This window comes from Enterobacter cloacae complex sp. HYC033_NIDB, from assembly GCF_056673335.1.
Genome location: NZ_CP115123.1, coordinates 2,565,083 through 2,578,024, shown reverse-complemented (window position 1 = coordinate 2,578,024; position 12,942 = coordinate 2,565,083). Strand labels below are relative to the sequence as shown.

Annotated in this window: 8 protein-coding genes; 2 read left to right on the top strand and 6 right to left on the bottom strand. The window is 57.1% G+C overall.

Annotated features, from left to right (window positions below; translation table 11 throughout):
- Window positions 1-375: 375 nt before the first annotated feature.
- The 4 genes from phoH to efeU all read right to left on the bottom strand — a co-directional run bounded on the left by phoH (window position 376) and on the right by efeU (window position 4,955).
- The gene (phoH, locus tag O1721_RS12230) at window positions 376-1,167 is read right to left on the bottom strand and encodes a phosphate starvation-inducible protein PhoH (RefSeq protein ID WP_017384762.1); all 792 of its coding nucleotides are present in this window, start codon (window positions 1,165-1,167) and stop codon (window positions 376-378) included.
- Between the two features lie 499 nt (window positions 1,168-1,666).
- Window positions 1,667-2,950, bottom strand: coding sequence for an iron uptake transporter deferrochelatase/peroxidase subunit (efeB, locus tag O1721_RS12225; protein ID WP_023296295.1), 1,284 nt, complete (start codon window positions 2,948-2,950; stop codon window positions 1,667-1,669).
- 3 nt (window positions 2,951-2,953) lie between these two features.
- Window positions 2,954-4,081: an iron uptake system protein EfeO gene (efeO, locus tag O1721_RS12220; protein WP_023303411.1), complete on the bottom strand. Its 1,128-nt coding sequence runs from the start codon at window positions 4,079-4,081 to the stop codon at window positions 2,954-2,956.
- 40 nt (window positions 4,082-4,121) lie between these two features.
- Window positions 4,122-4,955 carry an iron uptake transporter permease EfeU gene (gene efeU, locus O1721_RS12215; protein WP_023296293.1) on the bottom strand — a complete coding sequence of 278 codons (834 nt, stop codon included), beginning with the start codon at window positions 4,953-4,955 and terminating at the stop codon, window positions 4,122-4,124.
- A 251-nt stretch (window positions 4,956-5,206) separates the two neighbouring features.
- Here efeU and O1721_RS12210 point away from each other — a divergent pair, with 251 nt between their 5' ends.
- Window positions 5,207-6,391, top strand: a complete 1,185-nt coding sequence (locus tag O1721_RS12210; RefSeq protein ID WP_015570861.1) for a NupC/NupG family nucleoside CNT transporter — start codon at window positions 5,207-5,209, stop codon at window positions 6,389-6,391.
- Window positions 6,392-6,463: 72 nt separating this feature from the next.
- Here the strand turns inward: O1721_RS12210 and O1721_RS12205 are convergent, their stop codons facing one another.
- Window positions 6,464-6,883, bottom strand: a complete 420-nt coding sequence (locus O1721_RS12205) for a DUF3574 domain-containing protein (RefSeq protein ID WP_017384767.1) — start codon at window positions 6,881-6,883, stop codon at window positions 6,464-6,466.
- 72 nt (window positions 6,884-6,955) lie between these two features.
- Window positions 6,956-8,464 carry a sodium/proline symporter PutP gene (gene putP / locus O1721_RS12200; RefSeq protein ID WP_017384768.1) on the bottom strand — a complete coding sequence of 503 codons (1,509 nt, stop codon included), beginning with the start codon at window positions 8,462-8,464 and terminating at the stop codon, window positions 6,956-6,958.
- Between the two features lie 422 nt (window positions 8,465-8,886).
- Between putP and putA the strand changes: the two genes are divergently transcribed.
- Window positions 8,887-12,849: a trifunctional transcriptional regulator/proline dehydrogenase/L-glutamate gamma-semialdehyde dehydrogenase gene (putA, locus tag O1721_RS12195; protein ID WP_032647945.1), complete on the top strand. Its 3,963-nt coding sequence runs from the start codon at window positions 8,887-8,889 to the stop codon at window positions 12,847-12,849.
- Window positions 12,850-12,942 lie beyond the last annotated feature (93 nt).

Here is a 12,942-nt window from a genome sequence, read left to right as displayed (position 1 = left end):
CGAGTTTCTTTTTAGAATTTTGTCTGAACAAGTACGAAACATAGATAATTACCCAAAAGACACCAACTTAATTTTTACTGCTTAGTCATGTTCTGTGACAACATTCACGTTTAATTTTAAACCAATAATTAGCATGATCATTATATTCATAGATATTTTGTGGGTATTATAAATACATATCACATTTCCATGACCTGTATAAAAAGCGCTCGCAGCAAATTAACAGTAATATTATTATTACCGCAAAACGGGGCGTAAATCCCGTTGAATACTATAGGAAATAAATATGATTTAAAAAAGCCACGCGTGCAGAGGGAATAAAGGAAGCTTCCCGGCATAACGCCGGGAAGAAATGACTTAAAATGTGAAATGATCTTAGTCGGAGTACACTTCCAGCGTTCGTTGGCACAGCGCTGAGCGGACGCAGTCCTCTTTTGTGAAGCGGACCACCCCTATCATCTCATCTTCCTCAAAACGTGACATGGCATCGCTCAGGCCGGACTTCACGCCCGACGGCAGGTCACACTGGGTAATATCGCCGTTGACGATAACCGTCACGTTCTCCCCGAGGCGCGTTAAAAACATCTTCATTTGCGCAGCGGTCACGTTCTGAGCCTCGTCAAGAATAACGACCGCATTTTCAAATGTACGTCCGCGCATATAGGCGAACGGCGCGATTTCCACCTTGCCAATCTCTGGTCGCAGGCAGTACTGCATAAAGGAAGCGCCCAACCGCTTCACCAGCACGTCATAGACGGGCCTGAAGTACGGGGCAAACTTCTCGGAAATATCGCCGGGCAGGAAGCCCAGATCTTCATCCGCTTGCAGTACCGGACGGGTAACGATGATCCTTTCCACGTCCTTATGAATCAGCGCCTCCGCCGCTTTGGCGGCGCTGATCCAGGTTTTCCCGCATCCGGCTTCCCCGGTTGCAAAGATGAGCTGTTTACTCTCGATAGCATTCAGGTAGTGCGCCTGAGCTTCATTCCGCGCCACAATTGGCGATGCATCGCGGCTGTCCCGCGCCATGCCAATGGATTCTACGCCGCTCATCTGCACAAGCGAGGTGACCGATTCTTCTTCACGCTGCTTATGGCTACGTGAATCCCGTCTCAGCACACGTTTTGCTTCACGACGAGCTTTGATCACTGCTTTCTGTCTTCCCATGGATAGCACCTTGAGTTGTTGGTATTCATCACACGCGCCAGCATCGGCACGATTATGCGCACGAACATCAGAGGGTTGGCTTCCTTGTAAGCCATTGCTTGCATTACCGGATGACGATATACAACGGCTACGCGCACCGTTATGCACGTCGGTAGAAAAAGGTTCTTGAGGTGAAGGAGAGAATTTGGTGGTGAAGAAATCGCTGCCGGAGTCTGAGCCTCCGCGCCGGGTACTGCGGTTGATGTGTTTACCTTGTCCAGTACAGGACGCAACCATTCGCGATCTCCATAGTGAGTTAGCATCACTGCCGGGAACTACCGCTGTCTTCTCTTAAGTACATCAGGAATTATCATAAATGCAACATTTATTTTACCTGAATGCAACTTTAGGACTGCCCCTACATGGAAAATCAGTCTTATATAGAAATATTACAGAAATATAACAATAAGATAGTCCTTCGAAAAAATAATGTCCCCGCGAACTGTCGCAGGGACGATTATCAGGCTTCTATCAGACCCTGAGCGAGCCAGGCGTTCGCGTCACGCGCGCCGGGCAGGGCAAAGAAATAGCCGCCGCCGATGGGCTTAATATATTCCTCCAGCGCTTCGCCGTTGAGCCGCTTCTGCACGGTGAGGAATCCCTTCTCCAGATCGTGCTGATAGCAGACAAACAGCAGTCCCATATCAAGCTGACCGGAGTTGGTCACCCCCAGCGAGTAGCTGTAGCCCCTGCGCATCATCAGGCTGGATTGCGTCTCTTTGGTGCGAGGATTGGCGAGGCGAATATGGCTGTCCAGCGCGATGACATCCCCGTTCGGATCGCGGGCGTAGTCGGGTTCATCGTGCTCGTGCTTCATGCCGAGCGGTGCGCCGGTTTGCTTATCGCGACCGAAGATAGTTTGCTGCTCTTTCAGCGGCGTGCGGTCCCAGAACTCCACGTGGAACTGAATGATACGCACCGCCTGATAGGTGCCTCCGACCGCCCAGGCCGGTTCGCCCTGATCCGCCGTCACCCATACCACGTTCTTCATCAACGCGGTATTGCTGCTGTCCGGGTTGGCGGTGCCGTCTTTGAAGCCCAGCAGGTTGACCGGCGTCTCTTTCCCTTTACTGCGCGCGGCGTGGTCAGAGATAAAACCTTCCCGCTTCCAGCGCACGCTCAGCAGATCCGGGGTGTGCTTGATAATATCGCGCAGGGCATGGATCACCGTATCCTGGGTATTAGCGCAGATCTGCAACAGCAGATCGCCGTGGCACAGCGCCGCGTCGAGAGAATCATTCGGGAATCGCGTCATTTTTTGCAGCGCTTTCGGCTTCTGCTTCGCCAGTCCGTAGCGATCATCAAACAGCGATTCCCCCACCGACACGGTAATGGTCAGATTATCGGGAGCGATAAACGCGCCGAGGATGCCGGAATCCATCGGCGGCAGGCGCGGATTCGGTGTTTCCGGTGCGGGACCGCCGGCGGTGAGGAAGGCAATACGCGTGGTCAACAGCCTGAACAGACGCTCAAGGTCGGCTTTATCACTCGCCAGCGAATCGAAAGCCACCAGCATCATCGAGGCCTGCTGCGGCGTCAGGATCCCCGCCTGGTGCTCACCATAAAACGGCTGCGTTTCCATACGCGCATCCGGGGAGAGCGTGCCAGGGGCGCTTTGCGGTTTTGCCGCATGCGCCACCGGACAGCCTCCCGCCAGGGCAAACGCGCCGCCCAGCGCCCCTACCCCTTTTAACAACCGACGTCGGGAAGGTTCCGCCACGTCGTATTCGTCATGCTTGTTCATCGCTTAATCCAGACCCAGTACGCCACGCAGCAGGGAGAGATCTTCCGCCAGGGTGGTTATCGGGCCTTTCAGCGCGTTACGGTCAGCATCGGTCAGCTTGTCGTAGGTTTCGAACCCGTCTTTGGTGCGGTATTTCGCCAGGATAGCGTCAACTTTCTTAAAGTTGGCATCCACTTTCGCCAGCAGCTCGCCGTTCTCTTTTTGCAGCTGAGGCCTCAGCAGATCGACAATTTTCTGTGCGCCGTCGACGTTCGCCTGGAAGTCCCACAGGTCGGTGTGGCTGTAACGATCTTCTTCACCGCTGATTTTGCTGGCGGCCACTTCTTCAATCAGGCCCGCTGCGCCACCCACCACTTTCGACGGTGGGAATGCCAGCTCGCTGATGCGTTTTTGCAGCTCCAGCACGTCGCTGTTGAGCTGCTCGGCGTATTTCTCCATCCCACTGGTGGAGTTATCGCCAAACAGGGCTTTTTCCAGACGGTGGAAGCCGGTGAATTTCGGATCGGCGGCCTTCTGCTCGTAGTCGTCTTCACGGGCGTCAATGCTGCCATCGAGGTCAGAGAACAGTTCGGCAATCGGCTCAATGCGCTCGTAGTGCTGACGGGTAGGCGCATACAGGGATTTCGCTTTTTCGATGTCGCCCGCTTTCACCGCGTCGGTAAAGGCTTTGGTGCCTGCCACCAGGTCCGCTGTCTCTTTGGTGACGTAGGCTTTATAGGCGGTAATGGCGTCGCCGAGGCTCAGCAGCGCCGTGCCTTTGGCCGCGTCCGCCGTCGCTGCGCCTTTGACGATCAGCTTACCTTTCGGGTTAGTCAGCAGGCCGCAGGTCATGTCATATTCCCCGGGCTGAAGATTTGCGGTCATCTTCTGGCTGAAGCCCGGCGCGATATTCTCGCGCTCTTCCACCACCATCACGCCTTTCAGGATTTCCCACTCCAGCGCCTTCTGGCTGTGGTTCTGAATAATAAACTGCGTTTTACCGCTGTTAACCGTGATGGTCATCGGCTCGCACTGTTTATCGTTGACGGTGACTTTTACCTGCGGAATATCTGCCGCCTGAGCGGTGAAGGCAGACACGAACAGCGCGGCAATGCCTGCGCATAACGCACTACGACGGAACTGAATGGCCATGACTCTTCCCTTTAAAAGTATGTTGTAACTAAAACAGCACTTACGGCGCTACGCGCGACGCCTGCGAGCCGGTACGCGGCGGCATAGCGAACAGGATCAGCGCCGGAACCAGATAGATAAAGTACATCGCCACTTCGCTGACGCTCGGCGTTTCCTGGTAGCCGAAGATCCCTTCGAGCAGGGTACCGGTCAGTGAATGGGTCGACAGGACGTTGCTGAGATCGAACGCCACGTCCTGGAAGTGGTTCCACAGACCCGCTTCGTGGAAGGCGCGGATCGCCCCTGCCGCCAGCCCTGCGGCCACCAGCAGAATAAACAGGCTGGTCCACTTGAAGAACGCGCCCAGGTTAAGACGAATGCCGCCCCAGTAGAGCAGGAAGCCAAGCACAACCGCCGTGGCCAGCCCGAGCACCGCGCCCAGCGGCGGCCAGATGCCCACGTCCTGCTGAAAAGCCGCGAGCAGGAAGAACACAGACTCCAGGCCTTCACGCGCCACGGCGAAAAAGACCATCATGATCAGCGCCCAGCCGTGGTGGTTGCCTTTTTGCAGGGCGTTATCCACCGCCTGTTCAAGCTGTACCTTCACGTTACGGGAGACCTTGCGCATCCAGAACACCATCCAGGTGAGGATCACCACCGCAATCACGGCGACGATCCCTTCAAACAGCTCCTGCTCTTTCTGCGGGAACTCCCCGGTGGTTTCGTTGATGAGGATACCGAGGCCCAGGCAGAGCGCCGCAGCAAGGAAAACCCCAACCCACATGACGCCAATCCAGCGTCCGCGCTGGGTACGCTTCAGATAACTGGCGATAAGGCTAACAATCAGGGCCGCTTCAAGGCCTTCACGTAACATAATGAGAAAAGGAACAAACATGCCGACACCTTAAATGTTTATCGCGGTCAACTGATGCAAAGAAAAGTAAATTCTTGTGATAGTGATTATCATTACGGCAACAAGAAAAACAAGCGAAATGTGTTGAGTTTTGATGACCAGATGTAAACGCATTGCGGAGTAATAATTGCCTGAGTAACCGTTACGTTTATAAGGTATAACGAAAATGCCCATTTACGGTTAACCGGGGCTGTGGCTAAATGTCCGCCTCGAAAACCAACTGAAAATAAGCCATGTTTAAAATTGTCCATTTCCTGCTGGCGCTGGTGATTATTCTTGCGCTCGCCTGGCTGGTGAGTTTCGACCGCCGAAAAATTCGTATTCGTTTCGTTTTACAGCTGATCGTGATCGAAATCGCGCTGGCGTTCTTTTTCCTCCACGCAGAAAGCGGCCTGTTTATTATTAAATACGTTTCCGGTTTCTTTGAGTCGCTGCTTAAATTCGCTGCCGAAGGGACGAATTTTGTCTTTGGCGGGATGGGTGAAAAAGGGCTGGCGTTCATTTTCCTTGGCGTGCTCTGCCCCATTATTTTTATCTCGGCGCTGATTGGTATTCTTCAGCACTGGCGTATTCTGCCGATCTTTATTCGGGTGATCGGGACGCTGCTGTCAAAACTGAACGGCATGGGCAAGCTGGAATCCTTTAACGCGGTGAGTTCGCTGATCCTCGGTCAGTCGGAAAACTTCATTGCCTACAAAGGCGTGCTGGGCGATCTCTCCTCGCGTCGTCTGTTTACGATGGCTGCCACGGCCATGTCGACGGTTTCGCTGTCGATTGTCGGGGCCTATATGACTATGCTCGACGCCAGGTTTGTCGTCGCGGCGCTGATCCTGAACATGTTCAGCACCTTTATTATTCTTTCGGTCATTAACCCGGTCCGCCCGGAAGCGGAGCCGGATATCAGGCTGGAAAAACTGCACGAATCCCAGAGCTTCTTTGAAATGCTGGGCGAGTATATTCTGGCCGGTTTTAAGGTGGCGATGATTATTCTGGCGATGCTGATTGGCTTTATCGCCCTTATTAGCGCCATTAACGCCCTCTTCTCCGGCATATTTGGCATGAGCTTCCAGCAGATTCTGGGTTATGTGTTTTATCCGCTGGCGTGGCTTATTGGTATTCCGCTGAGCGATGCCTTAAGCGCGGGGAGCATTATGGCAACTAAACTGGTGGCGAATGAATTTGTGGCGATGATCGAGCTGCAAAAAATAGCCCATCAAATGTCACCGCGCGGGCTGGGGATTTTATCCGTGTTCCTGGTATCGTTCGCTAACTTCGCTTCCATTGGCATTGTGGCGGGGGCAATAAAAGGTCTGAATGAGCAACAGGGTAACGTGGTGTCGCGGTTTGGTTTACGCCTTGTATACGGGGCAACGCTGGTAAGCCTGCTGTCGGCGAGCTTTGCGGGGTTGGTGCTGTAAGTTTTGTGCCCGGCGGCGCTTCGCTTGCACGGGCCTACGATACAACAACGGCGGGTTTCCCGCCGTTTTTCATTAAAACTGCACGCACACCGGCTGGTCCACCCGCATCACCGACTCCTGCGCGAAGCGTGACTTATAGATCCCGCGCAACGCTTCGATATTCTTCTCACTCTGCGCGTCTTTAGCGTGGATCAGCATCAATGCCTTGCTCGGCTCGCGCGCCACTTTTCCATCATTCCCCAGCCACTGACCGCGCGCATCAAATACCGTTAAACCATCGCGAAAGCGTGGCGTCACGTCCTGGTCGACAAACTGCTGCCATTCGTTGCCTGTGATTTGCGCCCCGGCAGGACGGTTTAAGCCGAAATAAAGCGTGGTCTGCTGCATCTGATTTTCTGCTTTGCAGGTTTCCACCGCCGCGTGCTGTGCGGGTGCGCTACAGCCCGACAGCATCACGAATGCTGCCACCATTAACCCTGTTTTAATTCTCATTGATGAAGACTCACATAGGTGAAAGGACTATCCCCTCTCCCCACCGGGGAGAGGGTTAGGGTGAGGGGAAAATTACTCAGCCTGGAGCTTAGACGGCGGCGCTGAGTGATAGTGCGCGTCCGCCTCCGCAAAGCGTTTCTGCATAGACGCAGACGGCGCTTTGCCCAGCAGGCTAAACACCACGATACCGAGGCTGCCGAAGATGAAGCCCGGAATGATTTCGTACAGGCCCAGCCACGCGAACTGTTTCCAGACGATAACGGTTACCGCACCGATAATCATCCCCGCCAGCGCGCCGTTGCGGGTCATGCGTGACCACAGTACAGAGAACAGCACCACCGGACCAAATGCCGCACCGAAGCCCGCCCAGGCGTAGCTCACCAGCCCCAGGACGCGGTTTTCCGGGTTTGCCGCCAGCGCAATCGCCACCAGCGCAACCACCAGCACCATAAAGCGCCCTACCCACACCAGCTCTTTCTGGCTCGCGCCCTTACGCAGGAACGCTTTGTAGAGGTCTTCGGTGATGGCGCTGGAGCACACCAGCAGCTGACAGCTCAGGGTGGACATCACCGCCGCGAGGATCGCGGAGAGCAGAATACCGGCAATCCACGGGTTGAACAGGATCTGCGCCAGCTCGATGAACACGCGCTCGGCGTTCTGGTTCACCGCGCCCGCCTGCGCCGGGTTGTTGTTGAAGTACGCGATACCGAAGAAGCCGACCGCACACGCCCCCGCCAGACACAGGATCATCCACGTCATGCTGATGCGACGCGCGTGAACGATGGTGTGGTGGGAATCCGCCGCCATGAAGCGCGCCAGAATGTGCGGCTGGCCGAAGTAGCCCAGGCCCCAGCCCATCAGAGAGACGATGGCGACGAAGTTCAGCCCTTTCAGCATATCGACGTTTTCGATGCTCTTCTGCTTGATCACTTCCAGCGATTCGCCAAAGCCGCCGACGGTGAAAATGACAATCACCGGAGTCAGGATCAGGGCGAAGATCATCAGGCTCGCCTGCACGGTATCGGTCCAGCTTACCGCCAGGAATCCGCCCACGAAGGTATAGAGGATGGTTGCTGCGGCGCCGGCCCACAGGGCGGTTTCATAGCTCATGCCGAAGGTGCTTTCGAACAGGCGCGCGCCCGCCACGATGCCGGAGGCACAGTAGATGGTGAAGAACAGCAGGATCACCACCGCGGAGATAATGCGCAGGATACGGCTGTTATCTTCAAAGCGTCCGGTGAAGTAGTCCGGCAGCGTCAGGGCGTTGTTGTTGGCTTCGGTGTGCACGCGCAGACGGCCTGCCACCAGCTTCCAGTTAATCCACGCGCCAACGGTCAGGCCGATGGCGATCCAGCTTTCGGAGATACCGGAGATGAAAATCGCGCCCGGCAGCCCCATCAGCAGCCAGCCGCTCATGTCGGAAGCGCCCGCAGAGAGTGCGGTGACCATCGGGCCTAAGCTGCGCCCGCCGAGGATGTAGTCGTCAAAGTTTTTAGTGGAACGCCATGCCAAAAACCCTATCAGGATCATGCCAAAAATATAAACGAGAAATGTCACCAGCATCGGTGTGCTAATAGCCATTCAAATTCTCCAAAATGTCGAGCGACAACCGTCCGGGTTGCCTTGTTATGTCATCACCGGAACGTAGTGATGTGTGTATGTGTTTCCGTTGGGCGCGCTATCCTGCCGTATACGCATCCCACTGACAAACGATTTAACACTGCATTTACATGAATTTCATCCCTGGTTTTATACGTCTTTCCTATAGGTTGCACTCGCTCACGCTTTTACGGGTTGCACCTTTAAAAAGTGTTAAGCACCGCATAAAAACTGGGCTCAGAAACCGCCGCACGTTCTTTTTCACAGCTAACCAATCGTTAACAATCCATTCATTTTCCAGCTTGCAGACCAGGTCACATTTAACACGGTTGCACAAAGTTGCAACATGGTGGATATTTCACGCTATCAACAGAACGCTATTACAGAACAACAGGAGTTTTGGCATGGGGATGACCACCATGGGGGTTAAGCTGGATGACGCTACCCGCGAACGGATTAAAACCGCTGCGACCCGCATCGACCGCACACCGCACTGGTTAATCAAGCAGGCGATTTTTAACTATCTGGAAAGACTGGAGAGTGAAGAAGGTCTGCCGGAGCTGCCTGCCCTGCTGGCGGGTGCAGCGAACGAAAGCGAAGAGGCCGCGACGGCCGTTGAAGAGAACCACCAGCCGTTCCTGGAATTTGCCGAGCAGATCCTGCCGCAGTCCGTCAGCCGCGCCGCCATTACCGGCGCCTACCGCCGTGCCGAAACCGACGCCGTGCCGATGCTCCTGGAGCAGGCGCGCCTGCCGGAAGCCGTTGCCGCTCAGGCGCACAGCCTCGCGTATCAGCTCGCCGACAAGCTGCGTAACCAGAAAACCGCCAGCGGACGCGCCGGTATGGTGCAGGGTCTGTTGCAGGAGTTCTCCCTCTCCTCGCAGGAAGGCGTGGCGCTGATGTGTCTGGCGGAAGCGCTGCTGCGTATTCCGGATAAAGCCACCCGCGATGCCCTGATCCGCGACAAAATCAGTAACGGCAACTGGCACTCCCACATTGGCCGCAGTCCGTCCCTGTTCGTTAACGCCGCCACCTGGGGCCTGCTGTTTACCGGCAAGCTGGTCTCCACCCATAACGAAGCCAACCTGTCGCGCTCTCTGAACCGCATCATCGGCAAGAGCGGCGAGCCGCTGATCCGCAAGGGCGTGGACATGGCGATGCGCCTGATGGGCGAGCAGTTCGTCACCGGGGAAACCATTGCCGAAGCGCTGGCGAACGCCCGCAAGCTGGAAGACAAAGGCTTCCGCTACTCCTACGACATGCTGGGTGAAGCGGCGCTGACCGCCGCCGACGCGCAGGCCTACATGGTCTCTTACCAGCAGGCGATCCACGCCATCGGTAAAGCGTCCAACGGTCGCGGTATTTATGAAGGTCCGGGCATCTCTATCAAGCTTTCCGCCCTGCACCCGCGCTACAGCCGTGCGCAGTACGACCGGGTGATGGAAGAACTCTACCCGCGCCTGAAGTCCCTGACCCTGCTGGCGCGCCAGTATGACATCGGCATCAACATCGACGCCGAAGAGGCGGACCGTCTGGAGATCTCCCTCGACCTGCTGGAAAAACTGTGCTTCGAGCCGGAGCTGGCGGGCTGGAACGGGATTGGTTTCGTTATCCAGGCCTACCAGAAACGCTGCCCGTTCGTCATTGACTACCTGATTGACCTGGCCAGCCGCAGCCGTCGCCGCCTGATGATCCGTCTGGTGAAGGGCGCCTACTGGGACAGCGAAATCAAACGCGCCCAGATGGAAGGTCTGGAAGGTTATCCGGTCTATACCCGCAAGGTCTATACCGACGTCTCTTACCTCGCCTGCGCGAAAAAACTGCTCGGCGTGCCGAACCTGATTTATCCGCAGTTCGCCACCCACAACGCCCACACCCTGGCGGCGATCTACAGCCTGGCCGGGCAAAACTACTATCCGGGCCAGTACGAGTTCCAGTGCCTGCACGGCATGGGTGAACCGCTGTACGAGCAGGTGACCGGTAAAGTGGCCGACGGCAAGCTGAACCGTCCGTGCCGAATCTATGCCCCGGTAGGTACCCACGAAACCCTGCTGGCCTACCTGGTGCGTCGTCTGCTGGAGAACGGGGCGAACACCTCCTTCGTTAACCGCATCGCCGATACCACCCTGCCGCTGGACGAACTGGTGGCCGATCCGGTACAGGCCGTTGAGAAGATGGCGGCGCAGGAAGGCCAGATTGGTCTGCCGCATCCGAAGATTGCCCTGCCGCGCGAGCTGTATGGTGCAGGTCGCGTCAACTCGGCGGGTCTGGATCTCGCCAACGAACACCGTCTGGCGTCGCTCTCTTCTGCCCTGCTAAACAGCGCATTGCAGAAGTGGCAGGCCAGGCCGATCCTTGAGCAGTCCGTTGAGGACGGTGAAATGCAGCCGGTGATCAACCCGGCAGAGCCGAAGGATATCGTCGGCTACGTGCGCGAAGCCACGGAAGCGGAAGTGGAGCAGGCCCTGGAGAGCGCGGTGAACAACGCGCCAATCTGGTTTGCCACCCCGCCGCAGGAGCGTGCCGCCATTCTGGAACGCGCGGCGGTGCTGATGGAAGATCAGATGCAGCAGCTTATCGGCATTCTGGTGCGTGAAGCGGGTAAAACCTTCAGCAACGCCATCGCCGAAGTGCGCGAGGCGGTCGACTTCCTGCACTACTACGCCGGTCAGGTGCGCGATGATTTCGACAACGAAACCCACCGTCCGCTCGGCCCGGTGGTGTGTATCAGCCCGTGGAACTTCCCGCTGGCGATCTTCACCGGCCAGATTGCCGCGGCGCTGGCCGCAGGCAACAGCGTGCTGGCGAAACCGGCAGAGCAGACCCCGCTGATTGCCGCCCAGGGCATTAGCATTCTGCTGGAAGCGGGCGTACCGGCGGGCGTGGTGCAGCTGCTGCCAGGGCGCGGTGAAACGGTCGGGGCCAAACTGACCTCCGATAACCGAGTACGCGGCGTGATGTTTACCGGTTCTACCGAAGTGGCCTCCCTGCTGCAACGCAACATCGCCACCCGTCTGGATGCGCAGGGCCGTCCTACCCCGCTGATCGCTGAAACCGGCGGCATGAACGCCATGATCGTGGACTCCTCCGCGCTCACCGAGCAGGTCGTCGTTGACGTGCTGGCCTCTGCTTTCGACAGCGCGGGCCAACGCTGTTCCGCCCTGCGCGTACTGTGCTTACAGGATGACGTGGCTGACCACACGCTGAAGATGCTGCGCGGTGCGATGGCGGAATGCCGCATGGGCAACCCGGGCCGTCTCACCACCGACATCGGGCCGGTGATCGACGCGGAAGCCAAAGCCAACATTGAAAATCACATTCAGACCATGCGTGCCAAAGGCCGTCCGGTGTTCCAGGCGGTGCGCGAGAACAGCGAAGATGCCCGCGAGTGGCAGACCGGCACCTTCGTGCCGCCAACGCTGATTGAGCTGGCAAGCTTCGACGAGCTGAAAAAAGAGGTCTTCGGTCCGGTACTGCACGTGGTGCGCTACAACCGTAACAACCTCAACGAGCTGATCGATCAGATCAACGCTTCGGGTTACGGCCTGACGCTTGGCGTGCATACCCGTATCGACGAAACCATTGCCCAGGTGACCGGCAATGCTAAAGTCGGCAACCTGTACGTCAACCGCAACATGGTTGGCGCGGTCGTGGGCGTGCAGCCGTTCGGCGGTGAAGGTCTCTCCGGCACCGGCCCGAAAGCGGGCGGTCCGCTCTATCTGTACCGCCTGCTGGCAAACCGTCCGGAAAATGCGCTGGGCGTGACGCTGGCGCGTCAGGACGCGGAATATCCGGTGGATGCGCAGGTGAAAGCCGTGCTGACCCAGCCGCTGGACGCGCTGATTAAGTGGGCTGAAAATCGTCCCGAGCTGCATGCGATTGCACAGCAGTACGGCGAGCTGGCGCAGGCGGGAACACAGCGTCTGCTGCCGGGTCCAACCGGTGAGCGCAACACCTGGACGCTGATGCCGCGCGAGCGTGTGCTGTGCGTGGCGGATAACGAGGAGGATGCGCTGGTGCAGCTGGCAGCCGCAACGGCAACGGGCTGTGAGGTGCTGTGGCCGGAAGATGCCCTGCATCGCGACCTCGCCAAACAGTTGCCAAAAGCGGTCTCGGCCCGCATTCGCTTTGCGAAGGCCGATGCCCTGCTGACCCAGCCGTTTGACGCGGTGATCTACCACGGTGATTCCGACCAGCTGCGCGAACTGTGCGAGCAGGTGGCGGCCCGCAGCGGCGCGATTGTCTCGGTGCAGGGCTTCGCCCGCGGGGAGACCAACCTGCTGCTGGAGCGTCTGTACGTTGAGCGCTCGCTCAGCGTCAACACCGCGGCGGCGGGAGGTAACGCCAGCCTGATGACAATCGGTTAATCGTGTAAACTCTCTCCGGTGACGCTACGCTTACCGGGGCTACAAAATCACCGTAGGCCGGATAAGCGCAGCGCATCCGGCTTTTTTACACGG

Bases quoted from the DNA above. Each gene is read 5' to 3' on its own strand.
- phoH (WP_017384762.1), bottom strand. From the start codon at position 1,167: ATGGGAAGACAGAAAGCAGTGATCAAAGCTCGTCGTGAAGCAAAACGT.
- efeB (WP_023296295.1), bottom strand. From the start codon at position 2,950: ATGAACAAGCATGACGAATACGACGTGGCGGAACCTTCCCGACGTCGG.
- efeO (WP_023303411.1), bottom strand. From the start codon at position 4,081: ATGGCCATTCAGTTCCGTCGTAGTGCGTTATGCGCAGGCATTGCCGCG.
- efeU (WP_023296293.1), bottom strand. From the start codon at position 4,955: ATGTTTGTTCCTTTTCTCATTATGTTACGTGAAGGCCTTGAAGCGGCC.
- O1721_RS12210 (WP_015570861.1), top strand. From the start codon at position 5,207: ATGTTTAAAATTGTCCATTTCCTGCTGGCGCTGGTGATTATTCTTGCG.
- O1721_RS12205 (WP_017384767.1), bottom strand. From the start codon at position 6,883: ATGAGAATTAAAACAGGGTTAATGGTGGCAGCATTCGTGATGCTGTCG.
- putP (WP_017384768.1), bottom strand. From the start codon at position 8,464: ATGGCTATTAGCACACCGATGCTGGTGACATTTCTCGTTTATATTTTT.
- putA (WP_032647945.1), top strand. From the start codon at position 8,887: ATGGGGATGACCACCATGGGGGTTAAGCTGGATGACGCTACCCGCGAA.